Origin of the sequence: Streptomyces sp. NPDC049687, from assembly GCF_044465285.1 — a bacterium.
GTDB lineage: Bacteria > Actinomycetota > Actinomycetes > Streptomycetales > Streptomycetaceae > Streptomyces.
The window spans coordinates 302,277-327,766 of sequence record NZ_JBITLN010000009.1; the positions used below are offsets into that span (position 1 = coordinate 302,277).

Here is a 25,490-nt window from a genome sequence, read left to right on the forward strand (position 1 = left end):
CTTGCCTGCACAGTGGATTCTCGAGAGAGGGGACGGCCATGCCTGGGCCACTCCAGGGCAAGAGGGGTGTGCTGTTCCTGCTCACCTCGGTGGAACTCGTGGTGTTCCTCGACGTGTCGATCGTCAACGTGGCGTTACCCGCCATCGGGGCGGCACTGGGGCTGACCGTGGTGGGACTCGCCTGGGTCGGCACCGCCTACCAGGTGACCTTCGGCGGCTTCCAACTGGGGGCCGGCCGGGCGACGGATGTACTCGGGCGGCGTCGGCTGTTCCGGGTGGGGCTCGCGGTCTTCACCCTCGCCTCACTGCTGGCCGGAGTCGCCGAGTGGTCGTGGCTGCTCATCGCCGCGCGTGCCCTGCAGGGCGTGGGCGCCGCGATCCTGGTGCCGGCCGAGCTCTCCCTGCTCACCGCGATCTTCGTCGAACCGGCTGCCAACCGGCGGGCGTTCGGATGGTGGAGCGCGATGGGCGCGGTCGGCGCCGCCGGCGGAGTCGTGCTGGGCGGCCTGATCGTCGAACTGCTCAGCTGGCACTGGATCTTCCTCATCAATGTGCCGATCGGCGTCATCGGCCTGCTGCTGAGCGGCCGCATGCTGCCTGCCGACGCCCCGATCTCGGACTTCCGCACACGACTGGACCTGCCCGGCATCATCACCGGAACGAGCGCTCTGCTGCTGGTGGTGTATGCAGTCACGGTCGCCGCCGAAGGAGACCTCGACGCGCTCACCGTCCTGCTCGGCATGGCCGGACTGGCGCTCGGTGCCACCTTCGTACGGATCGAGATGCGATCACCGGACCCGCTGCTGCCCTTCCGGTTCTTCCGTGATCCCGACGTCACCGGTTCGACCCTGGCCAGTGTCATCGTCGGCGCCGCGCACGTGCCGGCCTTCGTCTTCCTCGCGCTGTACTTCCAGGAAGTGCACCGCTACAGCGCCCTGGAGAGCGGCCTCGCGGTGCTGCCGATCGCGGCGGTGAACCTGCTGGTGTCCCGTACCGTCGTCCCGCCGGCGTTGGCCAAGTGGGGGCCCAGGGTCGTCCTGACGGCAGGGATGGCGCTGCTGGCGGCCGGGCTGCTGCTCCTTGGTCGGCTCCCGGTGGACGGCTCCTTCGTCACCGACTACCTGCCGGGTGCCCTGATCTTCGCGGCCGGCCTCCCCGCCGTGTTCGTCGGTTCGACGATGCCCGCCGTGAAGGCGGTGGCCGAGCATGAGACGGGCGTCATATCCGCGGTCGTCAACACCGCCCAGCGCATCGGCGCCGGCCTCGGCGTCGCCCTGCTCGCCGCCGTGGCCGCCGCCCGCACGGAGGCTGCGGACGGCCCGTACCGGGCCGCGCTCAACGAGGGCTACCGGCTCACCTTCCTCGGCGCCTCGGGACTCGCAGCTCTCGGCGTCCTCATCGGCCTGTGGCTGGTCCGCCGGAGCCGGCCGGCCGAGTCCGATGCCGAGCCGGCGAGCGAGCACACCACCGGCTCCGCCGACTCCGCTCGTACCTGAAAACCAAAAGTCGCAGTCACAGTGGCGGGGCCCGCTCCGACGGTGAACGGATTGTATAAACGTGCATAGGCACGTATAGTCATGCCATCCAAGAGGAGGGTGGACATGGCGGTACGTGCGGCAGTGGCCGGAGCGAGCGGGTATGCGGGTGGCGAGGTGCTGCGCCTGCTCCTCGCGCACCCCGAGGTCGAGATCGGCGCCCTGACCGGCAACTCCAACGCCGGCCAGAAGCTGGGCGCACTCCAGCCGCACCTGCTGCCGCTGGCCGACCGGGTGCTCGAGGAGACCACCGCCGAGGTCCTTTCCGGACACGACGTCGTCTTCCTCGCCCTCCCGCACGGCCAGTCCGCCGCCGTCGCCGAGCAGCTCGGCCCGGACGTCCTCGTCGTCGACATGGGTGCCGACTTCCGGCTCAAGGACGCGGCCGACTGGGAGAAGTTCTACGGCTCCGCGCACGCCGGGACCTGGCCCTACGGCCTCCCCGAACTGCCGGGCGGCCGCGCCGCGCTGGAGGGGTCCAAGCGCATCGCGGTCCCCGGTTGCTACCCCACCGCCGTCTCGCTGGCCCTGTTCCCCGCGTATGCCGCCGGACTCGCCGAGAACGAGGCCGTGATCGTCGCCGCCTCCGGCACCTCCGGCGCGGGCAAGGCACCCAAGCCGCACCTGCTGGGCTCCGAGGTCATGGGCTCCATGTCGCCGTACGGCGTGGGCGGCGGCCACCGGCACACCCCGGAGATCATCCAGAACCTCGGCGCGGCGGCCGGGGAGCCGGTCTCCGTCTCCTTCACGCCGACCCTCGCGCCGATGCCCCGCGGGATCCTCGCCACGTGCAGCGCCAAGGCGAAGCCCGGCGTCACCGCCGAGTCCGTCCGCGCCGCCTACGAGAAGGCCCTCGCCGACGAGCCCTTCGTTCACCTCCTCCCCGAGGGCCGGTGGCCCGCGACGGCGTCCGTCCACGGTTCCAACGCTGTTCAGGTGCAGGTCGCGTACGACGAGGCCGCGGGGCGGATCATCGCGATCAGCGCCATCGACAACCTGACCAAGGGCACGGCGGGCGGTGCCCTCCAGAGCATGAACATCGCCCTCGGGTTTCCCGAGGAGCTGGGACTTTCCACGATCGGAGTCGCACCGTGAGCGACGCACGTGCAGCCACCCGGCCGCAGACGACGACGATGGCCGCACCGGTGCGCCGCACGGGCGGAGAAACGAACCAGGAGACGCAGTGAGTGTCACGGCAGCCAAGGGATTCACGGCGGCGGGCATCGCCGCCGGGATCAAGGAGAACGGCAACCCGGACCTGGCCCTCGTGGTCAACAACGGGCCCCGGCTGTCCGCCGCGGGCGTCTTCACCTCCAACCGCGTCAAGGCCGCGCCGGTCCTGTGGTCCGAGCAGGTGCTGAAGAGCGGGGAACTGACCGCGGTCGTCCTCAACTCCGGTGGAGCCAACGCCTGCACGGGACCGAAGGGGTTCCAGGACACGCACGCCACCGCGGAGAAGGCGGCCGAGTCCCTCAACAGTGCCGGGCTCGACGAGACGGGCGGCCACGCCGCCGGCATGATCGCCGTGTGCTCGACCGGTCTCATCGGCGTGCTGCTGCCGATGGACAAGCTGTTGCCGGGCATCGACAAGGCCGTCGCCCAACTCAGCCCGCACGGTGGCGAGAAGGCCGCCATCGCCATCAAGACCACCGACACCGTCCACAAGACGTCCGTGGTCCAGGGCGACGGATGGACCGTCGGCGGCATGGCCAAGGGCGCGGGCATGCTCGCCCCGGGCCTGGCCACCATGCTGGTCGTGCTGACCACGGACGCCGACCTCGACAGCGAGACCCTGGACAAGGCGCTGCGCGCCGCCACCGAGGTCACCTTCGACCGGGTCGACTCCGACGGCTGCATGTCCACCAACGACACGGTCCTGCTGCTCGCCTCCGGCGCTTCCGGGGTCGCCCCGGCGTACGAGGAGTTCGCGGCGGCCGTACGGACCGTCTGCGACGACCTCGGCCAGCAGCTGATCCGGGACGCCGAGGGCGCCAGCAAGGACATCAAGATCGAGGTCGTCAACGCGGCGACCGAGGAGGACGCCGTCGAGGTGGGCCGCTCCATCGCCCGCAACAACCTCCTCAAGTGCGCCATCCACGGCGAGGACCCCAACTGGGGCCGCGTCCTCTCCGCGATCGGCACGACGAAGGCCGCCTTCGAACCCGACCGGCTGAACGTCGCCATCAACGGTGTGTGGGTGTGCAAGAACGGCGGCGTCGGCGAGGACCGCGACAAGGTCGACATGCGCTACCGCGAGGTGCACATCGTCGCCGACCTGGCGGCCGGCACCGAGACGGCCACCATCTGGACCAACGACCTCACCGCGGACTACGTCCACGAGAACAGCGCCTACTCGTCATGAGCAACCCCACGCGGAAGCACACCGCGCTCCCCAAGGCCCAGATCCTCATCGAGGCCCTGCCCTGGCTGACCCGGCACAACGGCAAGACCGTCGTCATCAAGTTCGGCGGGAACGCCATGGTGAACGAGGAGCTGAAGGCCGCCTTCGCCCAGGACGTCGTCTTCCTCAGGCACGCCGGCCTCAACGTCGTCGTCGTGCACGGCGGCGGCCCGCAGATCAGCGCCGCCCTCGACAAGCACGGCATCGTCAGCGAGTTCAAGGCCGGGCTCAGGGTCACCACCGAGGACGCCATGGACGTCGTACGGATGGTGCTCGCCGGGCAGGTCCAGCGCGAGCTGGTCGGACTGCTCAACCAGCACGGACCGCTCGCCGTCGGTCTGACCGGCGAGGACGCGCACACCATCACCGCCACCAAGCACCAGCCCGAGATCGACGGGGAGTTGGTCGACATCGGGCGGGTGGGCGAGATCACCGCGATCGACACGGGCGCGATCGAGGCCCTGCTCGCCGACGGCCGTGTCCCGGTCGTCTCCTCGATCGCCCGCTCCCAGGACGACGGACATGTCTACAACGTCAATGCTGATACGGCGGCTGCGGCACTCGCTGCGGCACTTGGGGCCGAAACCCTCATGGTCCTCACGGACGTCGAGGGCCTCTACGAGGACTGGCCCCACAGCGACGAGGTGATCAGCCGCCTCACCGCTTCCCAACTGGAGAAGCTGCTGCCGGAGTTGAGCTCCGGCATGGTCCCGAAGATGGAGGGCTGTCTGCACGCCGTGCGCAACGGCGTCACCACCGCCCGGGTCATCGACGGGCGGGTCCAGCACTCGATCCTGCTGGAGATCTTCACCGACGAGGGCATCGGCACGATGGTCGTGGCCGACGAGCGACAGGGGGAGTCGTGATGAGCAACCAGGAACTGACCGCGCGGTGGCAGGGCGCGCTCATGAACAACTACGGCACCCCGAGGCTCCCCCTGGTCCGCGGTGAGGGCACCCGGCTCTGGGACGCCGACGGCAAGGAGTACCTGGACTTCGTCGGCGGGATCGCCGTCAACGCGCTCGGCCACGCCCATCCGGCGATCGTCGAGGCGGTCAGCAAGCAGGTCGCGTCGCTGGGCCACGTCTCCAACCTCTTCATCGCCGAACCGCCCGTCGCCCTCGCCGAGCGGCTGCTGCGCCACTTCGGCCGGGACGGCAAGGTCTACTTCTGCAACTCCGGCGCCGAGGCCACCGAGGGCGCGTTCAAGATCGGCCGGCTCACCGGACGCGGCCACATGGTCGCCACCCAGGGCGGCTTCCACGGCCGCACCATGGGCGCCCTGGCGCTGACCGGCCAGCCCGGCAAGCAGGCTCCCTTCCTGCCGCTGCCCGGCGACGTCACGCACGTCCCGTACGGCGACCCGCAGGCGCTGGCGGCCGCGGTGACCGAGGAGACGGCGCTCGTCCTCATCGAGCCGATCCAGGGCGAGAACGGTGTGGTCGTGCCGCCGGCCGGCTACCTGAAGGCGGCGCGGGCGATCACCGCCGCCACGGGCTCTCTGCTGGTCCTGGACGAGGTGCAGACCGGCGTCGGGCGGACCGGGCAGTGGTTCGAGTACCAGGCCCACGAGGGCGTCCTCCCGGACGTCGTGACGCTGGCCAAGGGGCTCGGCGGTGGGCTGCCGCTCGGCGCGACGGTCGCCTTCGGGCGGGCGGCGGAGCTGCTCCAGCCCGGCCAGCACGGGACGACCTTCGGCGGCAACCCGATCGCCTGCGCGGCCGGTCTGGCGGTCCTCGAGACGATCGAGAACGAGGGGTTGCTGCAGAACGTCAAGCGGCAGAGCGAGAAGTTGCGGGACGGAATCGAGGGTCTGGGCCACCCGTTGATCGATTATGTCCGGGGCGCGGGTCTCCTCCTGGGTATCGTGCTCTCCGAGTCGCTGGCGCCCCAGGTGCAGCAGGCGGCTCAGGAGGCCGGATTCCTCGTGAACGCGCCCGCCCCCGACGTCGTCCGGCTGATGCCGCCGCTGAATGTCGGCGACGACGCGGTGGAGGCGTTCCTCGGGGCGCTGCCCGGCATCCTCGACACGGCCAACGGGGACGGATCCGGAGAATGAGACGACGATGAGCCAGGCGCAGGACCACGAGCAGCCGGGGGCCAACGGGCCCGCCGTGCCGCAGACCCGCACCGCCCGCCACCGCCGGATCGTGGACATCCTCAACCGGCAACCCGTGCGCTCGCAGAGCCAGTTGGCGAAGCTGCTCGCCGACGACGGGCTGAGCGTCACCCAGGCGACGCTGTCGCGGGACCTGGACGAGCTGAACGCGGTGAAGATCCGCAACACGGACGGCGACCTGATCTACGCGGTGCCGAGCGAGGGGGGTTTCCGGACCCCCCGGGCACCGCTGGGGGGGTCGGCGAAGGAGGAGCGGATGCGGCGGCTCTCGCAGGAGCTGCTGATCTCCGCGGAGGCCTCGGCGAATCTCGTGGTCCTGCGCACTCCGCCGGGGGCGGCGCAGTTCCTCGCCTCGGCGATCGACCAGGCGGAGCTGCACGACATCCTGGGCACGATCGCGGGTGACGACACCTTGCTGCTGATCAGCCGGGAGCCGACAGGGGGTCAGGCGCTCGCCGATCACCTGCTGAGGTTGGCGCAGAACGGCCACTGAGAGGGTGGGCGTCTGCCGTACGCCGACGGCGGGTGCGCGGTGGCTGATCGCGCGGTTCCGCACCTCGGGGACGTCCACGCCTCGTCGGCCGCACGGTCGAGCCGCCCAGCCGCGGGCAGCCGTGCCGTGCCGCGCGGCACGGGCGGGTGCGGCGGCACCCCGTCAGCGCCGGGCCGGGCGATCCGTCCCCGGCCGGCCCCCGCTCACCCGAGCCGTGCCGCCAACCCGCCCGTGCAGCGCACCTCGTCGCCCGCCGTGATCAGCAGTGCCTCCACGTCCGGCAGCGACTCCAGCCACGCCAGCGCCTCCCGCGACCCCATCGCGAACGCCGCGGTCGCCCAGCAGTCGGCCCAGGTCAACTGAGGCGCCACCACGGTCACGGCCACCAGATCCGTCACCGCGGACCGACCCGTACGCGGGTCGACGATATGCGTCCCCCGCTCCGCCGTGCCCGACGTGGCCACCGCCAGCTCCGACGCGCCCGCCGCCGACACGACCGCCGCCAGCCCGCCCGGCCGCAGGGGGTCGGACACACCCACCCGCCACGGCCGCTCCGGCCCGGGTACGCCCAGCAGTTGCACATCGCCGCCGCCGTTGACGCTGACCCCGCTCACCCCGGCGACCCGGGCGATCAAGTGGGCCGCGCGCTCCGCGGCCCAGCCCTTGACGATCCCGGTCGGGTCGAGCCGGCCCTCGTAGCGCATGCTGAACCAGCCGTCGCTGACCCGCTCCGCCTCGGCGCCCAGCTCCAGCACCTCGGCCACCATGGGGTCGCACTCCCCGACGGTCAGCTCGCCGCGCACCAGCCGGGATACCTGGCTGTCCTCGCGGTAGGTGCTGAACACCTCGTTCACCCGGTGCAGGGAGCCCACCGCCTCGTCGAGCGCCGCGCGCACCGCCCCGGGTTCCCCGCCGCGGACGTCGAAGGAGAAGACGGTCCCCATGACCTCCTCCGCATGACGTACCGCGGCGGGAGCCGCTGCCGATTCGGCCACCGTGTCAGCCACCGGCCTGATCCAGTGCCGACTGCAGGGACTTCTTGTAGCCCTCGCTGGTGTAGGTGGCGCCGGAGACGGAGTCGATGTCGGCGCTGCCGGCGGCCACCGCCTCCTGGTTGAGCTTGGGGACGGAGAGTTCGGTCTTCTGGGTGCTGGTGCCGCCCGAGGGTGCCTGGACGGCCTCCGCCTTGGTGATCTTGCCGTTGGCGACCGTGATCCGCACCTGCACCGGCCCGTACTGCGTCTGCGTCACCGTGCCGGTGAAGGTGCCGGAGGCCTGGGCGGCACCCGAAGCGGCCCCCGAGCCGGAGGAACCGGAACCGGCGTCGGACGACGACCCGGCGCTCGCCTTCGCCTTGTCCAGCGCCGACTGGAGGGACTTCTTGTAGCCCTCGCTGGTGTAGGTGGCGCCGGAGACGGAGTCGATGTCGGCGCTGCCGGCGGCCACCGCCTCCTGGTTGAGCTTGGGGACGGAGAGTTCGGTCTTCTGGGTGCTGGTGCCGCCCGAGGGTGCCTGGACGGCCTCCGCCTTGGTGATCTTGCCGTTGGCGACGGTGATCCGGACCTGGACGTTGCCGTACTGCGTCTGCGCCGCGTCACCGGTGAAGGTGCCGGAGGCCTGCGCGCTGCCGGACCCGGACCCCTGGGAGGACCCCGCGCTCGCGTTCGCCTTGTCGATCGCGGACTGCAGGGACTTCTTGTAGCCCTCGCTGGTGTAGGTCGCGCCGGAGACGGTGTCGATGTCCGCGCTCTGCTTGGCGACCACGTCGGCGTTGAGCTTGGGGACGGCCAGCTCCGTCTTCTGGGTGCTGGTGCCGCCCTTGGGCGCCTGGACGGCCTCCGCCTTGGTGATCTTGTTGCTGACGACCGTGATGCGGACCTGGACGTTGCCGTACTGCGTCTGGACCGCGTCACCGGTCATCGTCCCGGTCACGGGTGCCCCGGCCCCGCCCTGCGCCGCCTCCTGGGCCGCCGTGCCGCCGGTGCCCGCCGCCTGGGCGGAGGTCGGGTCGGTGGACGGCTTCAGCGACAGCAGCAGCACGATCCCGGACACGGTGGCGGCACTGGCCAGCACGACGCGCCGAAGAGGGTGGCTCTTCCTCATCTGTTTCTGAGCTCCTGATTCACATGGGGGCCGAGGGTTTTGTGGAGGTTCCGTCGCTCACATCTCGAACGACTCGTGATGGATACGGCGAGCCGGAACCCCGGCGCCGCGCAGTGCCTCGTACACGCCCTGGGCGAAGCCGTTCGGCCCGCACATGAACACGTCGTGGTCGTCGATGTCGGGGATCTTGCGCTGGAGGGACTCCGCCGAGATGTCGGGGCGTTCCCCGTCGGGGCTGTTGACCGCGTACATCAGCCGCGCCCCGCGCTCGTCGGCGATCTTCGCCAGCTCGTCCCAGAGGGCCAGGTCCTGGGTGCTGTTGGCCCGGTAGAGGAGCGTGATGTCACCGGGCGCGCCCGGCAGCGTCTCGAACAGCGTGCGCATCGGTGTGATGCCCACACCGCCGGCCACCAGCAGCACCTTGCCGCGGCTGCGCCGGGACGCGGTCATCGCGCCGTACGGTCCCTCGGCCCACACCTTCGTGCCGGGCCGCAGCTCCCGCAGCGCCGCGGTGTGGTCGCCGATCGCCTTGACCGTGATCCGCAGCAGCTCGGGGCGGGGGTTGGCCGACAGCGAGTACGGGTGGGAGCTGAAGCGCATCCCCGGCGCCAGGAACCGCCACCGGAAGAACTGCCCGGCCTCCGCGCCGATCCGGTGCAGCTTGCGCCCGCCGATCAGCACCGACACGATGCCGGGCGTCTCCTCGATGACCGCCTCGACGTACATGCGGTGGCGCAGGTTCAGCCGGATGGGGGTGAGGATCCGGTACCAGATCACCAGCGCCGTGACCGAGCCGTACAGGCCGTACCAGACGGTCTTGGCGGCCGGTTCGATCGCGAAGTCGTTGCCGGTGGTGATCTGGTGCCAGAAGGTCAGGAAGACGGCCGCGTACGTCATGAGGTGGATGTGGTACCAGGTGTCGTACGGCATCCGCTTGCGCACGCCGCCGATCGACACCAGGCCGATGACCACCAGCAGACCGGTGCCGATCGCCGCCTTGCCCATGTCCGGCAGCTGGTTGATGGAGTCGATCGTCTGCTGGACGATGTCGCCGAGCGACTTGCCGGCCTGCAGCGCGTACCCCCACATGATGAGGAACACGTGCGCGAAGGTCAGACTGAGCGTGTACCGGCCGCTCATCGCGTGCCAGCGTGCCACCCGGTCCGAGCCCACCCGCCGCTCCAGGGCCGGCACCCGCGCCATCTGCAGGACGACGAGCGCCATCATGTAGCCGGCGAGCAGACCGGTGATCCGTCCCGCGTTGAGTATCTTGCTGTTGTCGTCCGCGATGTTCGGCGTGTTGGCCCACCACAGCCACAGCACGCCCGCCGCGCCCGCCCATACGGCGAGCAGCAACGGGACGGCCGGGGATCGGCGCGGGCGGATGCGGCGCATCGTCTGGCGGCGGGCGGCACGTCCGCCTGCGATCGTGGTGGTCACGGTTCCTCCGTGGGGACTTGACCCTTGACCCACAGATACGCGCGACGACCGCAGAGTGTTCAGAGTCCCGCGGAGTCCAGTGCGGACTGGAGTGACTGCCGGTAACCGTCACTCGTGTACGTCGCTCCCGAGACGGTGTCGATGTCCGCGCTCTGGGCCGTCAGCGCCTCGCTGCGCAGCCGGGGGATGGCATACGCGTTGATCTGCTGGTCGCGTGGGTTTTCCTGGGGGTACGTCACCGCGGTGACGTCCGTGATCCTGCCGTCGGCGACGGTGATCCGCACCTGGACCGGACCCCAGCGGGTCTGCACGGACTCACCGGTGACGGCCTTGCCGCCCTCGACGGTGCCCGAGCCGGATCCGCTCGAGCTGCTGGACGGCGCCGGTGCCGTGACCGACACCGACTCGGGCGCCGTGTGCGGTTTCAGCGTCAGCAGCATCACCACACCGGACACGGTGGCGGCACTGGCCAGCACGATCCTGCGGAAGGGCCGGTTCTTCTTCAGCGCGTGCACGGGGACGACCTCACAGTTCGAACGACTCGTGGTGGATGCGCCGGTCCGGGACCCCGGCCGCGTGCAGCGCCTCGTACACGTCCCGGGCGAAGCCGTGCGGACCGCAGACGTAGACGTCGTGGCCGGCCAGGTCCGGCACCGCCGTGCGCAGCGACCCGGCGCTCAGGTCGGGCCGTTGCCCCCGCGGCCCGTTGAGCGCGTACAGCACCCGCGCGCCCCGCCAGTGCGCGATCGCCTCCAACTCCGCGCCCAGCGCGAGGTCCTCGGCCGTGCGCGCCCGGTACAGCACGGTCACCTCGCCGGGCAGCGTCTCGAACAGCGCCCGCAGCGGGGTGATGCCCACGCCCGCCCCGATGAGCAGCGACTTGGGCGCGGTGCGCCGGTCGGCGGTCAGCGCGCCGTACGGCCCCTCCGCCCACACGCGCGTGCCGGGCCGCAGCAGGGCGACGCGCGCACTGTGCGCGCCGAGCGCCTTGACGGTGATCCGCATCAGGTCCGGGCGGGGCGGCGCAGAGAGCGAGTACGGCGTCGAGGTCCGGGCCAGACCCGCCCCGAGAAACCGCCAGCGGAAGAACTGCCCGGCCCGCGCCCCGAGTTCGTCCAGTCGCTCGCCGCGTACGACGACGGAGTACACCCCCGGCGCCTCCCGCTGCACGGACTCCACCCGCAGCCGGTGCCGCAGGTTCAGCCGTACGGGAACCAGGACCCGGAACCAGAGCACCCCTCCCGCGACCCCGAGATACAGGGCGTACCAGGCGGCCGTGGTCACCGGATGGCCGTTGAAGTCGTCGCCCAGGGCCAGCTGGTGGCCGAAGGCGAGGAACACGGCGGCATAGGTGAGGAGGTGGACGTAGTACCAGAACTCGTAACTGGTACGGCGGCGCACGGCCCGCGCGGAGGTGACACCGACCGCGAGGAGGATCACCGTGCCGGCGGTGGCCTTCAGCATCTCGGGGTAGTCGAGGATCACGGACAGGGTCTCGTCGACGAGCGACCGGCGGTCCTGGGCGGCGTACCCGGCGAGGATCAGCACGACGTGCGCGAGCAGCAGACAGATCGTGTAGCGGCCGGCCATCGCGTGCCAGCGGGCCACCCGGTCGGATCCGATCCCCCGTTCGAGAACCGGCACGCGCGCCATCAGGCCGACCAGCACCGCGCAGGAGTAGCCGCTCAGCAGCCCGGCGATCCGCCCGGCCCCGGTCAGCCAGCCCGCCGCACCGACCACGGACCCCGTGTCGGACCACCACAGGGCGAGCACGGCAGCGGCCCCCGCCCAGAGCACGGCGAGCACGAGGCCCGCGGGGGAGCGCCGACGAGCCGGCGCCAGGGCGGGTGCGGTCCGTTGCTCGTACAGGGTGGCCATGTCGCGGGTCCTTCCGAAGCGGTGCCGGGTCGACGCCACTGTGCGCGGCGAACCTCTGAGACCGCTCTGAGCGGCCGCCCCGCACGGCGGACTCAGAGGAAACTCAGAGCGTTCGCAGACCCCGGTCGGGCCGGCCAGGGGCGATCCTGGACGCAGCCATGAACACCACCCGCTCCGGCCGCCCCGCCCTCACCCGCCCCGACGGCACCCCACTGCGCGTCCTGGTCGTCGACGACGACCCCGACCTCGCGGAGGTGCTCTCGGGCGCGCTGCGCTATGAGGGCTGGCGGATCCGCACCGCGGGCGACGGCGCGTCCGCGGTGGCGGCGGCCCGGGAGCTGATGCCGGACGCGGTCGTGCTGGACGTGATGCTTCCCGACACCGACGGCTTCGCCGTCCTGCGCTCCCTGCACGCGGTGAAACCGGACGTCTGCGTGCTCTTCCTCACCGCGCGGGACGCGGTGGAGGACCGGATCGCCGGCATCACGGCGGGCGGCGACGACTACGTCACCAAGCCCTTCAGCCTGGAGGAGGTCGTCGCCCGGCTGCGCGGACTGCTGCGCCGCGCGGGCATGGCCCGCCAGCAGGAGGAGGGTCCCCGGATGGTCGTCGGCGATCTGGTGATGGACGAGGAGGCCCGCGAGGTGACCCGTGCGGGCGAGCTGATCGAACTCTCCCCGACCGAGTTCGAACTCCTTCGCTTCCTCATGCGCAACCCGCGCAGGGTGCTGAGCAAGACACAGATCCTCGACCGGGTGTGGTCGTACGACTTCGGCGGCCGCGCCCATGTCGTCGAGCTGTACATCTCCTACCTGCGCAAGAAGGTGGACGCGGGCCGGGAGCCGATGATCCACACCGTGCGCGGGGCGGGGTACGTGCTGAAGCCGACGGTGTCATGAGGATCCCGCTGCCCCGCACCCTGCTGCCCCGTACCTTGCGGGCCCGCCTGACCGCCGGCCTGCTGGTGCTGCTCGCGGTCAGCTGCGCGGCGGTGGGCGTGGCCGCGGTGGTGGAGCTGGACGGCTTCCTCACAACCCGTCTCGACGAGCAGCTGAGCGAGGTCGGCAACCGTTTCCCGGCCAGCCTGGAGCACGGCGGCCTGCCGCCGGACGACCACGACGGGGACGAGTTCGGCGACACCAGGCGGCAGGCGGTGGGCACCTTCGGCGCGCGGCTCGTGAACAGCACCGTGACCAACGCCGCCGTGGTCCCCTCGGCGGGCGCCGAGACGACGGACCTGACGGTCGACCTGAGCAAGGCCGACCAGCACGCGCTCGCCGCGCTTCCGGCCGACGGCCGGGCCCGCACCCTGCACCTCTCCGCCCTCGACGAGTACCGGGTCCGGGCGACCGCGGGACTGGACGGAGACGTGCTGGTCACCGGTCTCCCGCTGGAGCCGGTGGAGGCGACGGTCCACCGCCTCGAACTCGTCGCCGCGATCGTGTTCGGCGTGGCCCTGGCGGTCGCGGGCGTCGCGGGAGCCCTCTGGGTGCGCTGGTCCCTGCGTCCGCTGAGCCGGGTGGCGGCGACGGCCACGCGGGTGAGCGAACTGCCGTTGGCGAGCGGGGAGGTGGCCCTGCCGCCGCGGGCCCCCGCGGCGGACCCGCGCAGCGAGGTGGGCCGGATGGCGGGGGCCTTCAACCGCATGCTGGGCCATGTCGAGGACGCCCTCACCAAACGCCACGCCAGCGAGGAGCGCCTGCGCAGCTTCGCGGCCGACGCCAGCCACGAACTGCGTACCCCGGTCGCCTCGGTACGCGGCCACGCCGAGCTGGCCCTGCTCCACCCGGGCCCGGTCCCTCCGGAGGTGACCCGCGCCCTGGAACGCATCGCCGCGGAGTCCTCCCGCATGGGCGAGATGGTCGACGACCTGCTTCTGCTCGCCCGCCTGGACGCCGGCCGCCCCCTGGAGAGCCTCCCCGTCGACCTCACCCGGCTGGTCCTGGACGCGGTGACGGACGCGAGGGCCTCGGGCCCCGGCCATCCCTGGACCCTGGACCTCCCCGAGGACCCGGTCACGGTTCCGGGCGACGCCCACCGCCTCCACCAGGTGCTGGCCAACCTCCTGGCCAACGCCCGTTCGCACACACCCGCGGGCACAACGGTCACGGTGATCCTGGAGACGGACGGCACGACGGCGACCCTCAGGGTCCACGACGACGGACCGGGTGTGCCGGCCGACATCCAGCCCGGCGTCTTCGAACGCTTCACCCGGGCCGACCGCCGCCGCACCACCGAGAACACGGGCACCGGGGCCGGCCTGGGCCTCTCGATCGTGGCGGCGGTGGTGGAGGCACATGGAGGAAGCGTGGGGCTGGAGAGCCGCCCGGGCACCACCACGTTCACGGTCCGGTTGCCCCACGCCGCGAACTGAGCCGCGCCGCCCGGTGAGGTACAGCAACAGGATCCCGCTACCGACACCCGGACTACGGAGCGGGAGGCAACGGCAACGGCAGCCCCGGCAGGCCGTCCAGGCTGGTGGCGACGTGCTCCTTCTTGTGGAAGTACGCGTCCAGCGACGCGTCGTCCTCCCGGGCGAACCGCTTCCCGTGCAGGTCGCGATCCTCGTCGTAGGACATGAAGGGCACCGCGTACCCGCAGGTGTCCCGGACGAGTTCGGCGTGGACGACGATGATCGCGCGGAGTCCGTGCGGGGCGGGGTCGATGTCGGTGAAGCGGGCGAGGAGTTCGGCGAAGCGGGGGTCGTCCCGGAAGACCGGTTCCCCCTTGCCGTGCACCCGCACGATGTTCGGCGGTCCCTGGAACGCGCACCACATCAGCGTGATCCGCCCGTTCTCCCGCAGATGCGCGACGGTCTCCGCGTTGGAGCCGGCGAAGTCGAGGTAGGCGACGGTGTGTTCGTCGAGGACCGCGAGCGAGCCCTTGAGGCCCTTGGGGGAGAGGTTGACCGTGCCGTCGCCGGACAGCGGCGCGGTCGCGGTGAAGAAGAGGGGCTGCTCCTCGATGAACGTACGGAGCCTGCCGTCTATGCGCTCATAGGTCTTTCCCATGGCTAACGATTATCCGGGAAAGCATTTCGGGCGTCTGAGGAAATGCGGTCGCCGCCCGGAACGGGATTCTGCTGGTGGGCGCACGCCAAGGTGCGCGTACGCCGCAGTGGCCGCCCCGGCCGGCGCTTCCTCGGGGCGGCCACTGGGCCTGTCACGTCACTGGTTCAACGTGCAGGCGGCCAGGGCCTCCAGGCCCGTCGGCTTGGTTCCGGTGCGGCCGATGGAGATGGCGATGCGGTCGATCGTGGAGACGCGCTTGTCCTTCAGCGGGCCGAGGATCGCGTTCTGCACGAAGTTGGGGCCACCCTGGCCGACGGTGTTCTGCAGGCGCGTGTTGGCCTCGTCGATCTGGGTCTGGAGCAGGGCCAGGTTGCGGTCGACCTCGGCCTGGGCGGAGGCGGGGATCTCCGGGAGCTGCGAGGCCACGTCCGGGCACGTGATGGCGCCGACGGCGCTCGCGTCCTCGCCGGCGTCGCCCGCGGCGTCGCCCGCGCCTTCGGCACCTTCGGCGGCGGTCTCCGTCGCGCTGGGGGTGGCCTCGGCCTCGTCGTCCGCGCCGTTCTCCGCGCCGGCCTCTTCACCGGCGCCCGCCGCGCCGTCCGCGTCGAGGGCGCACGGCGCGAGCGCCTCGAGGCCCTGCGGCTTGTCCGCGGTGCGGCCGATGGCGGTGGCGATGCGGTTGACGGTCGCGATCCGCTTGTCCTCCAGCGGGCCGAGGATCGCGTTCTGCACGAAGTTGGGGCCACCCTGGCCCACGGTGTCGACCAGTCGCTTGTTGGCCTCGTCGATCTGGGTCTGGAGCAGGGCCAGGTTGCGGTCGATCTCGGCCTGGGCGGAGGCGGGGATCTCCGGGAGCTGCGAGGCCACGTCCGGGCACGTGATGGTTCCGGGGCCGGCGGCGAGCGTGTTGGCGTTGGTGGTGCTGCTCTTGGACGACTCACCGGCGAGGGCCTGGTTCACGACGACCGCACCGGTCAGGGCCAGAGCGGCGGCGCCGCCGATGATCGCCACACGACGCTTGTTGTACTTGGGAAGAGCCCTGGACATGCGGATGCCTCACTTGGGTCAGGACGGTGGGTTTACAAACGCGGCGCCGGCGTTCGGCAGTGAGTACGGGTAAGCGGTTGCGGTTGTTCAAGGCGACTTCAAAACTCTTGTGGATCTCCCTAAATTGACGAATCATGCAGAGCGCTGCATACTCATGCATGACGTTGAGTGCAGCGGTGAGGAGCAGCAAGTGAGCAGCAACAGCGGTGACGTCCGGCTCTGGGGCGGCCGGTTCGCCGACGGTCCCGCCGAGGCCCTGGCGAAGCTGTCCGCGTCCGTCCACTTCGACTGGCGGCTCGCGCCGTACGACATCGCCGGTTCGCGTGCCCACGCGCGCGTGCTGCACAAGGCGGGCCTGCTCACCGAGGACGAGCTGACCCGGATGATCGCCGGACTCGACCGGTTGGAGGCGGACGTCGCCGACGGCTCCTTCGTGGGCACCATCGCCGACGAGGACGTCCACACGGCACTCGAGCGCGGCCTTCTGGAGCGCCTCGGCCCCGACCTCGGCGGCAAGCTGCGGGCCGGCCGCTCCCGCAACGACCAGGTCGCCACCCTCTTCCGGATGTACCTGCGCGACCACGCCCGGATCATCGGCGGCCTGATCGCCGAGCTCCAGGACGCCCTGATCGGCCTGGCCGAGGCCCACCCGGACGTGGCGATGCCCGGCCGCACCCACCTCCAGCACGCCCAGCCGGTGCTCTTCGCCCACCACGTCCTGGCGCACGTCCAGTCCCTGTCCCGGGACGCCGAGCGGCTGCGCCAGTGGGACGAGCGCACGGCCGTCTCGCCGTACGGCTCCGGAGCGCTCGCGGGCAGCAGCCTCGGTCTGGACCCGGAGGCGGTAGCCGAGGACCTCGGCTTCGAGCACGGCAGCGTCGGCAACTCCATCGACGGCACGGCCTCCCGCGACTTCGTCGCCGAGTTCGCCTTCATCACCGCGATGATCGGTGTCAACCTGTCCCGGATCTCCGAGGAGATCATCATCTGGAACACGAAGGAGTTCTCCTTCGTGACCCTGCACGACGCGTTCTCCACGGGCTCGTCGATCATGCCGCAGAAGAAGAACCCGGACATCGCGGAGCTGGCGCGCGGCAAGTCCGGCCGCCTGATCGGCAACCTGACCGGTCTCATGGCCACCCTCAAGGCCCTCCCGCTCGCCTACAACCGGGACCTCCAGGAGGACAAGGAGCCGGTTTTCGACTCCTGCGACCAGCTGGAGGTCCTCCTCCCCGCCTTCACCGGCATGATCGCCACCCTCACCGTCAACCGCGAGCGCATGGAGGAACTGGCCCCGGCCGGCTTCTCCCTCGCCACCGACATCGCCGAGTGGCTGGTCAAGCAGGGCGTCCCCTTCCGAGTCGCCCACGAGGTCGCCGGCGAGTGCGTGAAGGCCGCCGAGGCCGAGGGCAAGGAACTCGACGAGCTGACGGACGAACAGTTCGCGAAGATCAGCGCCCACCTGACGCCCGAGGTGCGGACGGTCCTGAACGTACCGGGCGCCCTGGCCTCCCGCGACGGACGTGGCGGTACGGCCCCCAGTGCGGTCGCGGTCCAGCTGGCGGAGGTCAAGGCGAACGTGCGGACGCAGCACGACTGGGCCACGGCCAAGCGGTGACCCCCGGGGGTGCGGGGAACGGCGCGACAGGCCACCCGCAACCCGTGCTCGTCGACGCACCGCACGCACCGAACGCCGAGGCGAAGGTCGTCACGGGTTACGTTGGTCGGAAAGCCGCACCGGAGCCGACCGAACGGAGCCCGCGATGCCCTTCGCCCGACTGGCCACCGCGACGACCCCCACCTGCCACCTCGGACTGGGCCTCGCCGCCGTCGGCCGCCCCGGCTACATCAACCTCGGCCGGGACGACGACCTCGGCGAGGACCGCAGCGTCGAGACGCTGCGCACCCGCACCCACGAACTCCTCGACGCCGCCTACGCCCAGGGCGTCCGCTACTTCGACGCGGCCCGCTCCTACGGCCGCAGCGAGGAGTTCCTCGCGGACTGGCTCCGCACCCGCCCCGGCGTCGACGACGTGGTCATCGGCAGCAAGTGGGGCTACACCTACACCGCCGGCTGGACCACCGACGCCGAGCCGCACGAGGTCAAGGACCACAGCGTCCAGGCGTACGAGCGGCAGCGCGCCGAGACCGCCGAGCTGCTCGGTGACCGGCTCGACCTCTACCAGATCCACTCGGTGACCCCGGACAGCCCGGCCCTCACCGACAAGGAACTCCACGCCAGGCTGGCGGAAGCCGCCGCCGAGGGCGTCACCATCGGCTTTTCCACCAGTGGCCCCGCCCAGGCCGACGCCGTCCGCGCCGCCCTCGCCGTGACGGTCGACGGCGAGCCCCTCTTCCGTACCGTCCAGTCGACGTACAACGTCCTGGAGACCTCGGCCGCCCCCGCCCTCGCCGAGGCCCATGACGCCGGCCTCACGGTGATCGTGAAGGAGGGCATGGCCAACGGCCGCCTCGCCGACCCGTATGCCCCGGACGCCCTGAAGGCCGTGGCCGCGGCGACCTCCCTCGGCTGTGACGCGGTGGCCCTGGCCCTGATCCTCCGTCAGCCCTGGGCGGGAGTCGTCCTCTCCGGCGCCGCCACGGCCACCCAGCTCGCCTCCAACCTGCATGCCGCGGTGGTCGACCTGGACGAGGAGCAGCTGGCGAGCCTGTCCGGGCTGGCCGAGGAACCGCAGGCGTACTGGGAGCGGCGGGCCGGCCTGCCCTGGCACTGAGAAAGCAGTGCGCGAGCCTCCTTGGTGAGTCGCGCATGCTCACAGTGAGACATCAATGTCTCATGTGGGCTATAGTTGTCTCATGGCTGTCGACCGTGACCACGTCCTCCGCAGCGCCGCCGCCCTGCTGACCCGTAAATCCACCGCGACCATGGACGAGGTCGCCAAGGCCGCCGGCATCAGCCGCGCCACCCTGCACCGGCACTTCGCCGGCCGTGACGCGCTCGTCCGCGCCCTGGAAGCCCTCGGCATCGCGGAGTGCGAGGCGGCACTCGACCGGGCCCGGCTCGACGAAGGGCCCGCGGACGAGGCCGTACGCAGGCTGGCGCGTGAGATCCAGTCCGCGGCAGGGCTGCTCGCCTTCCTGTACGGCGAGAACCAACTGTGGGAGGGCGACGGCCAGCACGAGGGCTGGCGGCGGCTGGACGCCCGCATCGGCGCGGTGTTCCAGCGCGGACAGCGAAGCGGCGAGTTCCGCATCGACCTCACGCCCGCCTGGCTCACCGAGGCGCTGTACGGACTGATCGCGTCGGCCGCCTGGGCCACCCTGGACGGCCGCGTGGCCTCCCGGGACTTCCCCCACATGATCGCCGAGTTGCTGCTCGGCGGCGCACTACGGAGACAGCAATCATGACCAGCACCCTGCGGCCGGCGATCACGACCGAGGCGGTGCGGCGCCCGGACCGCTGGCTCGCGCTCTCCGTCCTCGTACTCGCCGTGCTGCTGGTGGCCGTCGACGCGACCGTCCTCGGCCTCGCGACCCCCTACATCAGCGAGGACCTCGGGCCCACGGGCACTCAGCTCCTCTGGATCGGCGACGTCTACTCCTTCGTCATCGCAGGCCTCCTGGTGTCCATGGGCAGTCTGGGCGACCGCGTCGGCCGCAAGCGGATCCTGCTCGGCGGCGCGACGGCCTTCGGACTGCTGTCCGTCCTCAACGCCTACGCGACGAGCCCGGAGATGATGATCGCGGCCCGGGCCCTGCTCGGCGTCGCCGGCGCGACCCTCATGCCCGCCACCCTCGCCCTGATCCGCAACCTCTTCCACGACCCGCGCGAACGCAGTGCGGCGGTCGGCATCTGGGGCGCGACGGCCTCCGCGGGCACCGCGGTCGGCCCCGTCGCGGGCGGCTTCCTCCTCGAACACTTCTGGTGGGGCTCGGTCTTCCTCATCAACCTGCCCGTGATGGTGGTGCTCGTCCTGGTCGGCGTGAAGACGCTGCCGGAGTCGAAGAACCCGAACCCCGGCCCCTGGGACCTGCTCAGCGTGCTCCTGTCCCTGGTCGGCATGATCGCCGTCGTGTACGCGGTCAAGGAAGCCGTCGGGCACGGCTTGACCTGGGAGCCGCTGACGGCGGGCCTGCTCGGAGTGGCCGCTCTCCACGGGTTCGTACGCCGTCAGCTCACGCTCCCCGCCCCGCTGCTGGACATGCGTCTGTTCCGCCGACGCGGCTTCGGCGGCGCCGTGCTGGCCGACCTGCTGACCGTGCTCGGCATGTCCGGCCTGGTGTTCTTCCTCTCCCAGTACCTGCAGTTGGTGCAGGGCAGGAGGCCGCTGGAAGCCGGCCTGGCCGAACTGCCCGCGGCCGTGGGCGCGGTGGTGGCCGGCCTGCTCGCGGGCCGCGCGGCCCGCCGCTTCTCGGTACGGGCGGTCGTCTCCGGCGGCCTCGCGGCCATCGGCCTCGCCCTGGCCGCCCTGACCACCCTCACACAGACCACCGGCTACCCGGTGCTGGGAGCCGCCCTGCTGGTGGTCGGCGTGGGCGCCGGCTTCTCCTTCACGGTCACCGCCGACGTCATCCTCTCCTCGGTCCCCAGGGGCCAGGCGGGAGCGGCCTCCGCGGTCTCCGAGACGGCGTACGAACTGGGCGCGGCCCTCGGCATCGCCGCACTCGGCTCGATCGTGACGGGCGTCTACCGCGGCTTCCCGGCTCCCGCCGGCACACCGGGGAGCGCCCATGAGTCCCTGGGCGGCGCGGTGGAGGCGGCGGGCCGGCTGCCGACGGCCGCGGGCGAGGAGATGCTGTCGTCGGCCCGGGAGGCTTTCGTCAACGGCCTGAGCGTGGCGTCGGGGGTGGGCGCGGCAGTCCTGCTCGCGGCAGCAGTCGCGGCATGGTTCCTGCTCAGGGAACAGCGCCTCGAAAACGCCGGACAAGGGTCGTTGCCCCAGGGGGCGCGGGGAACCGCGGGCACAACCCCCACACACCCGCACCCGGGGGACGGCCGACCGCGGAGCTCTTAGGCGGCCTTGGCCTTCGTCGCATACATGTCCACGTACTCCTGCCCCGACAACCGCATGACCTCGGCCATCACGGAATCGGTCACAGCCCGCAGCACATACCGATCCCGGTCCATGCCGTCGTACCGGGAGAACTCCATCGCCTCACCGAACCGAACCGTCACCCGCCCGGGACGGGGCATCCCCGCACCCCCCGGCTGCAGCTTGTCCGTACCGATCATCGCGAAGGGAACCACCGGCGCCCCGGTCATCAGCGTCAGCCGCGCGATCCCGGTGCGCCCCCGGTACAGCCGGCCGTCGGGGGAGCGGGTCCCCTCTGGGTAGATCCCGAAGACCTTCCCCTCCTCCAGTACCCGCCGCCCGGTCATCAGCGCGGCCACACCCCCGCGCCCGCCGTCCCGGTCCACCGGAATCATGCCGACGCCGGTGAAGAACCAGGCCATCAACCGGCCCTTGAGGTTCTTGCCGGTGACGTACTCGTCCTTGCCGATGAAGAAGACCTGCCGGTCGCACACGAGCGGCAGGATCATCGAGTCGATGAACGTGAGGTGGTTGCCTGCCAGGATGACGGGTCCGTCGCCCGGGATGTGCTCCGCGCCCTCGACCCGGGGGCGGAACATCAGGCGCATGACCGGTCCGAGCACTGCCTTGATGAGCGCGAAGCGGGACAACGAGCCCTCCGATGCCAAGGGAAAACGGTATGAGTCTGTGCAGGTGAGGACGATACTCGCGCCTCAGGGGATGGCGCACATCGGGTCACCCAGGTCTTACGCACTGTTGACGTACGTTTACCTGTACGGGCGTACCTTTGCCCGCCCGTCATCCGGGCGGAACGACGAGAACAACGCCGCGAAACGGGGGAGCCGGGGGAATCGCCATGGCCTTCGCCGCACCGCTGTTCGTGCTCGCCGCCGTGACGTTCCTCGCACGCAGGACCGCCGCCGCATCTCGGAAAACCCCGACAACAGCCGGTACTGAGCGCGTTCCCCGCCCGGGGGCGCCCAATCCGCCGCGTCCGACGACCCGTCACCTCACCGTACGGCGCAGGCCACATCGCCGTACGGCACCCGCCGCACCGCCGTTCGGCACACGCCATCCACCGTCACCCGCGTGTTGGGGCCGACGTCTCCCGGCAGTCATGTCCACGCCCCTACGATCGGCCCGCACGGACGAGCCGACGGCAGGAGGCCCCTCATGGGAACGCAGGACACGCAGGAGTCGAACGAGCAGGCGAGCGCGGGCGGCACCGGACGCCGGGCGCTCCTCGGAGCCGCCGTGCTCGGCGCCACCGGAAGCCTCCTGGGCCTGTCGGCCACGGCGAGCGCCGCCGAGGCGGGGCGCTCCGGCAAGGGCGGCCTGAAGAGCCTGCCGGTCCCCACGGTCATCGGCCACCGCGGCGCCAGCGGCTACCGCCCCGAGCACACCTTCGGCTCCTACCAGCTCGCCCTGGACCTGGGCGCCGACATCGTCGAGGCCGGCGACCTCGTCCCCACCAGGGACGGCCACCTCGTCTGCCGCCACGAGCCGGAGATCGGCGGGACCACGGACGTCGCCGACCATCCCGAGTTCGCCGACCGGAAGACGACCAAGGTCCTCGACGGCGTCTCCACCACCGGCTGGTTCACGGAGGACTTCACGCTCGCCGAACTGAAGACCCTGCGCGCGGTCGAGCGCATCCCGGCCAACCGCCCGCACAACACCCTCTACAACGGCCGCTGGGAGATCCCCACCTTCGAGGAAGTCCTCACGTGGCAGGACGAGCAGACCCGCAAGCGCGGCAAGCAGGTCTGGATCTACCCGGAGACCAAGCACCCCACCTACTTCCGCAAGCTGGGCCTGGGCCTGGAGGAGCGGGTCGCCAAGCTGCTGCACAAGTACGGCAAGGACAAGAAGAACTCGCCGGTCATCCTGCAGTCCTTCGAGCCGAGCAGCATCCAGCGCCTGAACAAGCTGGTCGACAACCCCCTCGTGGTCCTGCTGTCCGCCGCGAACACCCGCCCCTGGGACTTCGTCGAGGCGGGCGACCCGCGCACGGTCGCCGACCTGATCACCCGGGCCGGCCTGCGCGAGATCGCCGGCTACGCCCAGGGCATCGGTCCCACCCTGGACCTGGTCATCCCGAAGGACGCGAGCGGCAACCTCACCACCCCCACCACCCTGGTGCGGGACGCCCACGCGGTCGGCCTGATCCTGCACCCGTACACCATGCGCAACGAGAACCCCTTCCTGCCCGCGAACTTCCGCAAGGGCACCGACGCGGACGCCTACGGGGACGTCTTCGGCGCCTACCGCACCTACTTCGCGACCGGCATCGACGGCGTCTTCACCGACAACGCGGACACCGGCCTCCTCGCCCGCGAGGACTTCGTCAACGGCTGAGTCCCCAGTTGGAGTGACATCCGGCCGCCCGGGCAACCAGCCGCCCGGGCGGCCGCATCGTGTGGCACATGACGCACGACCTGCTCACCGAGCTGCGCCCCCTTCTCACCGCCGAGGCCTCCGCCGAGGCGCATGCCACCGGCACCGAACCCGCCGACCTGGAGCAGGCGGTCTGGCTTCGTCTCCTGGAGCACCTCGCCGCCGACGGCCCGCCGCTGGACCCCGAGGGCTGGCTGCGCCGGGCCGTGCGCGCCGAGGTCCGCCGCACCCGCCGTACCACCCGCCGCGAACGACCGTACGAGAAGGAACCGGTCGACGACCGCGACCACGGCCCCGAGCAGATCGCGCTCACCTCCGCACGGCACCGCGCCCTGCGCGAGGCCGTGCGCCGACTGCCCGGCCGCTGCTCCCGCCTCCTTCAGGCGTTCCTGTCGCCCGAGGACCTCACCTACCGTGAGATCGCGGGTGAGTTGGGTATCTCACAGGGCAGTCTCGGGCCGGAACGTTCCAGATGTCTGGGATGTCTGCGTCGTTTGCTCACGCCGGAGGTTGCGGCCCGCGAAGTGCGGGGATAGGAGTGAGGGACCACAGGCGATCAGGTGAGCGGGAGGCGTGCGCACATGGGCATGAGCGTGACCATCTCGGTGGCGACCGAGCAGGATGCCGAGCAGATCTTCAGGCTGCAGTACCTCTGCTTCCAGAGCGAAGCCGCGCTGTACGGCAACTACCGCATCGCCCCGCTCGTCCAGACACTGGACTCGGTCAGGGAGGAACTCGCCACCGACTGTGTCTTCGTGGCCCGGCTGGGTGACGAGGTCGTCGGCTCGGTCCGCGGCCATGTCACCGAGGACGGCGCCGCCTCGATCGGCAAGCTCTGCGTCCACCCCCGCCTCCAGGGCCACGGCATCGGCGCGCGGCTGCTCCGCGCCGCCGAGTCCGCCCTGGCCGGGGAGCGCGGCGCCAAGAAGTTCCGCCTCCACACCGGCCACCGCAGCGAGGGCAACCTCCGCCTGTACCGCCGCGTCGGCTACGAGACGGTGGGCACCTCGCAGGGCACGGACGGCGTACCGATGATCGTCCTGGAGAAGCAGGCGGGGGAGTACGCGAAAACGGCGTGACCGCGGTGCCCTCGGGGGCGCGGCCGCCGACGCCCCTCAAGCACCCCGCTGCGACCGCGTCTTACGCAACCACCACAGCGCGGACAGGGGCAGGAGCACCGGAATGAACACGTACCCCATCCCGTAGTCCGACCACACGGTCGCGTCCGGGAACGCGCCACGGTCGACCAACGTCCACGTACCCACCACCAGCACCCCGACGAGCTCGGCGGCACAGCACACCTGTGCCGCCCGCCGCGCCGTCTCCCCGCCCCGCACCAGCGAGTACGTGATGAACCCGTACACGATCCCCGCCACCGCCGACAGCGAGTACGCCAACGGCGCCCGGTCGAACTCCGTGGCGATCTGGTACGCCGAGCGCGACACGGCTCCGACGACCATCACGCCGTAGAACCACACCAGCACCATGCCGGGCCCGCCGATCAGCCGGGCGGGCTTCTCCCGAACGGCCGTCATCTCAGCCTCCCCAGATGTCGTAGAGCCGTACCTCGAGGACGGCGAGCACGATCGCGCCGGCCGCGACCGTGACCGAACCCCAGCGCGTCCGCTCGGCCAGCGACATGAACCCGGCCGCGGGGACGCACGCGAAGGCGCCCAGCAGATAGGCCACGAAGATCGTCGTGCCCTGCTCCGGCTTCTCGCCCCGCGCCAGCTGCACGATCCCGATCACCAGCTGGACCACGGCCAGCAGCGAGACCACTGCCATCCCGATGAAGTGCCAGTCCTTGGTCGGCTGGTCACGGTAGGCGGCCCAGCCGCACCATGCGGCGAGCAGCAACGCGGCGACGCCGGTCACCAGCGTCAGGGCATCAAGCATGGAGCGACCCTATTACGCCGTAATCGGCCCCCGGCGGTCGCCCCCGTGCCGCAGCGGACTGTCCACGGGTGTCCAGCATCCGGACGGCCGGTCCATGTCAGGACCGTACGTCTGGTTTACTGATGCTCATGACCACGACGAGCAGCCGCACCCTTGCGACCGAGGCGACCATGACG

Annotated in this window: 25 protein-coding genes; 15 read left to right on the forward strand and 10 right to left on the reverse strand. The window is 71.2% G+C overall.

All coding sequences use genetic code 11. The annotated features are described in order from the left end of the window. The first annotated feature begins 38 nt into the window (after positions 1-38). The 6 genes from ACIBVL_RS27635 (at position 39) to ACIBVL_RS27660 (ending at position 6,548) form a co-directional block, all read left to right on the forward strand. Positions 39-1,496 carry an MFS transporter gene (locus ACIBVL_RS27635; RefSeq protein WP_399100924.1) on the forward strand — a complete coding sequence of 486 codons (1,458 nt, stop codon included), beginning with the start codon at positions 39-41 and terminating at the stop codon, positions 1,494-1,496. A gap of 105 nt (positions 1,497-1,601) precedes the next feature. After that, positions 1,602-2,630 carry an N-acetyl-gamma-glutamyl-phosphate reductase gene (gene argC, locus ACIBVL_RS27640; protein ID WP_399100926.1) on the forward strand — a complete coding sequence of 343 codons (1,029 nt, stop codon included), beginning with the start codon at positions 1,602-1,604 and terminating at the stop codon, positions 2,628-2,630. Positions 2,631-2,718: 88 nt separating this feature from the next. Further along, positions 2,719-3,897: a bifunctional glutamate N-acetyltransferase/amino-acid acetyltransferase ArgJ gene (gene argJ / locus ACIBVL_RS27645; protein WP_399100927.1), complete on the forward strand. Its 1,179-nt coding sequence runs from the start codon at positions 2,719-2,721 to the stop codon at positions 3,895-3,897. Then, positions 3,894-4,802, forward strand: a complete 909-nt coding sequence (gene argB, locus ACIBVL_RS27650) for an acetylglutamate kinase (RefSeq protein WP_399100929.1) — start codon at positions 3,894-3,896, stop codon at positions 4,800-4,802. The genes argJ and argB overlap by 4 nt, the downstream gene beginning before the upstream one ends. Continuing rightward, a complete protein-coding gene (locus tag ACIBVL_RS27655) occupies positions 4,802-5,995 on the forward strand; it encodes an acetylornithine transaminase (RefSeq protein ID WP_399100931.1) in 1,194 nt (397 codons plus the stop codon). Before argB ends, ACIBVL_RS27655 begins: the two co-directional genes overlap by 1 nt. Positions 5,996-6,002: 7 nt before the next feature. Continuing rightward, complete coding sequence (locus tag ACIBVL_RS27660; protein WP_031114708.1) at positions 6,003-6,548, forward strand: arginine repressor; 546 nt, start codon at positions 6,003-6,005, stop codon at positions 6,546-6,548. Between the two features lie 203 nt (positions 6,549-6,751). Here ACIBVL_RS27660 and ACIBVL_RS27665 read toward each other — a convergent pair whose 3' ends face one another. Genes ACIBVL_RS27665 through ACIBVL_RS27685 form a run of 5 tightly spaced genes read right to left on the reverse strand, consistent with a single transcriptional unit; the run spans position 6,752 to position 11,969 of the window. Next, positions 6,752-7,492, reverse strand: a complete 741-nt coding sequence (locus tag ACIBVL_RS27665; protein ID WP_399100934.1) for an FAD:protein FMN transferase — start codon at positions 7,490-7,492, stop codon at positions 6,752-6,754. Positions 7,493-7,547: 55 nt separating this feature from the next. Continuing rightward, positions 7,548-8,651, reverse strand: a complete 1,104-nt coding sequence (locus tag ACIBVL_RS27670; RefSeq protein ID WP_399100936.1) for an FMN-binding protein — start codon at positions 8,649-8,651, stop codon at positions 7,548-7,550. A 57-nt stretch (positions 8,652-8,708) separates the two neighbouring features. Beyond that, a complete protein-coding gene (locus ACIBVL_RS27675) occupies positions 8,709-10,091 on the reverse strand; it encodes a ferric reductase-like transmembrane domain-containing protein (RefSeq protein ID WP_399100938.1) in 1,383 nt (460 codons plus the stop codon). Between the two features lie 59 nt (positions 10,092-10,150). Then, positions 10,151-10,606, reverse strand: a complete 456-nt coding sequence (locus tag ACIBVL_RS27680; protein WP_399100941.1) for an FMN-binding protein — start codon at positions 10,604-10,606, stop codon at positions 10,151-10,153. Positions 10,607-10,616: 10 nt separating this feature from the next. Beyond that, positions 10,617-11,969: a ferric reductase-like transmembrane domain-containing protein gene (locus ACIBVL_RS27685; RefSeq protein ID WP_399100943.1), complete on the reverse strand. Its 1,353-nt coding sequence runs from the start codon at positions 11,967-11,969 to the stop codon at positions 10,617-10,619. A 158-nt stretch (positions 11,970-12,127) separates the two neighbouring features. Here ACIBVL_RS27685 and ACIBVL_RS27690 point away from each other — a divergent pair, with 158 nt between their 5' ends. Continuing rightward, positions 12,128-12,868, forward strand: a complete 741-nt coding sequence (locus ACIBVL_RS27690) for a response regulator transcription factor (protein ID WP_399100945.1) — start codon at positions 12,128-12,130, stop codon at positions 12,866-12,868. After that, entirely contained in the window at positions 12,865-14,343 is a 1,479-nt protein-coding gene (locus ACIBVL_RS27695) for a sensor histidine kinase (protein ID WP_399100947.1), read from the forward strand. The genes ACIBVL_RS27690 and ACIBVL_RS27695 overlap by 4 nt, the downstream gene beginning before the upstream one ends. Positions 14,344-14,395: 52 nt before the next feature. On the opposite strand, the gene ACIBVL_RS27700 is transcribed toward ACIBVL_RS27695, so the two are convergent. Both ACIBVL_RS27700 and ACIBVL_RS27705 read right to left on the reverse strand, forming a co-directional pair. After that, positions 14,396-14,980, reverse strand: coding sequence for a pyridoxamine 5'-phosphate oxidase family protein (locus ACIBVL_RS27700; protein ID WP_399100949.1), 585 nt, complete (start codon positions 14,978-14,980; stop codon positions 14,396-14,398). A 156-nt stretch (positions 14,981-15,136) separates the two neighbouring features. After that, positions 15,137-16,027, reverse strand: a complete 891-nt coding sequence (locus ACIBVL_RS27705; RefSeq protein ID WP_399100951.1) for a hypothetical protein — start codon at positions 16,025-16,027, stop codon at positions 15,137-15,139. Positions 16,028-16,217: 190 nt separating this feature from the next. On the opposite strand from ACIBVL_RS27705, the gene argH reads away from it, so the two are divergent. From argH to ACIBVL_RS27725, 4 genes are all read left to right on the forward strand, one after another. Then, positions 16,218-17,645, forward strand: coding sequence for an argininosuccinate lyase (gene argH / locus ACIBVL_RS27710; RefSeq protein WP_399100953.1), 1,428 nt, complete (start codon positions 16,218-16,220; stop codon positions 17,643-17,645). Between the two features lie 145 nt (positions 17,646-17,790). Then, complete coding sequence (locus ACIBVL_RS27715; RefSeq protein ID WP_399100955.1) at positions 17,791-18,762, forward strand: aldo/keto reductase; 972 nt, start codon at positions 17,791-17,793, stop codon at positions 18,760-18,762. Positions 18,763-18,844: 82 nt separating this feature from the next. Beyond that, entirely contained in the window at positions 18,845-19,396 is a 552-nt protein-coding gene (locus ACIBVL_RS27720; RefSeq protein ID WP_399100956.1) for a TetR/AcrR family transcriptional regulator, read from the forward strand. Next, a complete protein-coding gene (locus ACIBVL_RS27725; protein WP_399100958.1) occupies positions 19,393-21,003 on the forward strand; it encodes an MFS transporter in 1,611 nt (536 codons plus the stop codon). Before ACIBVL_RS27720 ends, ACIBVL_RS27725 begins: the two co-directional genes overlap by 4 nt. On the opposite strand, the gene ACIBVL_RS27730 is transcribed toward ACIBVL_RS27725, so the two are convergent. Next, a complete protein-coding gene (locus tag ACIBVL_RS27730) occupies positions 21,000-21,671 on the reverse strand; it encodes a lysophospholipid acyltransferase family protein (RefSeq protein ID WP_399101249.1) in 672 nt (223 codons plus the stop codon). The two genes, ACIBVL_RS27725 and ACIBVL_RS27730, sit on opposite strands and share 4 nt — an antisense overlap. 523 nt (positions 21,672-22,194) lie before the next feature. On the opposite strand from ACIBVL_RS27730, the gene ACIBVL_RS27735 reads away from it, so the two are divergent. From ACIBVL_RS27735 to ACIBVL_RS27745, 3 genes are all read left to right on the forward strand, one after another. Further along, entirely contained in the window at positions 22,195-23,379 is a 1,185-nt protein-coding gene (locus tag ACIBVL_RS27735; protein ID WP_399100961.1) for a glycerophosphodiester phosphodiesterase, read from the forward strand. 68 nt (positions 23,380-23,447) lie between these two features. Beyond that, a complete protein-coding gene (locus ACIBVL_RS27740) occupies positions 23,448-23,954 on the forward strand; it encodes a sigma-70 family RNA polymerase sigma factor (RefSeq protein ID WP_399100964.1) in 507 nt (168 codons plus the stop codon). 45 nt (positions 23,955-23,999) lie between these two features. Beyond that, complete coding sequence (locus tag ACIBVL_RS27745; RefSeq protein ID WP_399100966.1) at positions 24,000-24,497, forward strand: GNAT family N-acetyltransferase; 498 nt, start codon at positions 24,000-24,002, stop codon at positions 24,495-24,497. A 36-nt stretch (positions 24,498-24,533) separates the two neighbouring features. On the opposite strand, the gene ACIBVL_RS27750 is transcribed toward ACIBVL_RS27745, so the two are convergent. Beyond that, positions 24,534-24,953 (reverse strand): hypothetical protein, encoded by a 420-nt coding sequence (locus tag ACIBVL_RS27750; RefSeq protein WP_399100969.1) that lies wholly within the window; start codon positions 24,951-24,953, stop codon positions 24,534-24,536. 1 nt (position 24,954) lies between these two features. Continuing rightward, positions 24,955-25,314: a hypothetical protein gene (locus tag ACIBVL_RS27755; RefSeq protein WP_399100971.1), complete on the reverse strand. Its 360-nt coding sequence runs from the start codon at positions 25,312-25,314 to the stop codon at positions 24,955-24,957. Between the last annotated feature and the right edge of the window lie 176 nt (positions 25,315-25,490).

Excerpts from the sequence above, each read along its gene's own strand:
- ACIBVL_RS27635 (WP_399100924.1), top strand. The coding sequence starts at position 39 with ATGCCTGGGCCACTCCAGGGCAAGAGGGGTGTGCTGTTCCTGCTCACC.
- argC (WP_399100926.1), top strand. The coding sequence starts at position 1,602 with ATGGCGGTACGTGCGGCAGTGGCCGGAGCGAGCGGGTATGCGGGTGGC.
- argB (WP_399100929.1), top strand. The coding sequence starts at position 3,894 with ATGAGCAACCCCACGCGGAAGCACACCGCGCTCCCCAAGGCCCAGATC.
- ACIBVL_RS27655 (WP_399100931.1), top strand. The coding sequence starts at position 4,802 with ATGAGCAACCAGGAACTGACCGCGCGGTGGCAGGGCGCGCTCATGAAC.
- ACIBVL_RS27660 (WP_031114708.1), top strand. The coding sequence starts at position 6,003 with ATGAGCCAGGCGCAGGACCACGAGCAGCCGGGGGCCAACGGGCCCGCC.
- ACIBVL_RS27665 (WP_399100934.1), bottom strand. The coding sequence starts at position 7,492 with ATGGGGACCGTCTTCTCCTTCGACGTCCGCGGCGGGGAACCCGGGGCG.
- ACIBVL_RS27670 (WP_399100936.1), bottom strand. The coding sequence starts at position 8,651 with ATGAGGAAGAGCCACCCTCTTCGGCGCGTCGTGCTGGCCAGTGCCGCC.
- ACIBVL_RS27685 (WP_399100943.1), bottom strand. The coding sequence starts at position 11,969 with ATGGCCACCCTGTACGAGCAACGGACCGCACCCGCCCTGGCGCCGGCT.
- ACIBVL_RS27690 (WP_399100945.1), top strand. The coding sequence starts at position 12,128 with ATGAACACCACCCGCTCCGGCCGCCCCGCCCTCACCCGCCCCGACGGC.
- ACIBVL_RS27695 (WP_399100947.1), top strand. The coding sequence starts at position 12,865 with ATGAGGATCCCGCTGCCCCGCACCCTGCTGCCCCGTACCTTGCGGGCC.
- ACIBVL_RS27700 (WP_399100949.1), bottom strand. The coding sequence starts at position 14,980 with ATGGGAAAGACCTATGAGCGCATAGACGGCAGGCTCCGTACGTTCATC.
- ACIBVL_RS27705 (WP_399100951.1), bottom strand. The coding sequence starts at position 16,027 with ATGTCCAGGGCTCTTCCCAAGTACAACAAGCGTCGTGTGGCGATCATC.
- ACIBVL_RS27715 (WP_399100955.1), top strand. The coding sequence starts at position 17,791 with ATGCCCTTCGCCCGACTGGCCACCGCGACGACCCCCACCTGCCACCTC.
- ACIBVL_RS27720 (WP_399100956.1), top strand. The coding sequence starts at position 18,845 with ATGGCTGTCGACCGTGACCACGTCCTCCGCAGCGCCGCCGCCCTGCTG.
- ACIBVL_RS27725 (WP_399100958.1), top strand. The coding sequence starts at position 19,393 with ATGACCAGCACCCTGCGGCCGGCGATCACGACCGAGGCGGTGCGGCGC.
- ACIBVL_RS27735 (WP_399100961.1), top strand. The coding sequence starts at position 22,195 with ATGGGAACGCAGGACACGCAGGAGTCGAACGAGCAGGCGAGCGCGGGC.
- ACIBVL_RS27740 (WP_399100964.1), top strand. The coding sequence starts at position 23,448 with ATGACGCACGACCTGCTCACCGAGCTGCGCCCCCTTCTCACCGCCGAG.
- ACIBVL_RS27745 (WP_399100966.1), top strand. The coding sequence starts at position 24,000 with ATGGGCATGAGCGTGACCATCTCGGTGGCGACCGAGCAGGATGCCGAG.
- ACIBVL_RS27750 (WP_399100969.1), bottom strand. The coding sequence starts at position 24,953 with ATGACGGCCGTTCGGGAGAAGCCCGCCCGGCTGATCGGCGGGCCCGGC.
- ACIBVL_RS27755 (WP_399100971.1), bottom strand. The coding sequence starts at position 25,314 with ATGCTTGATGCCCTGACGCTGGTGACCGGCGTCGCCGCGTTGCTGCTC.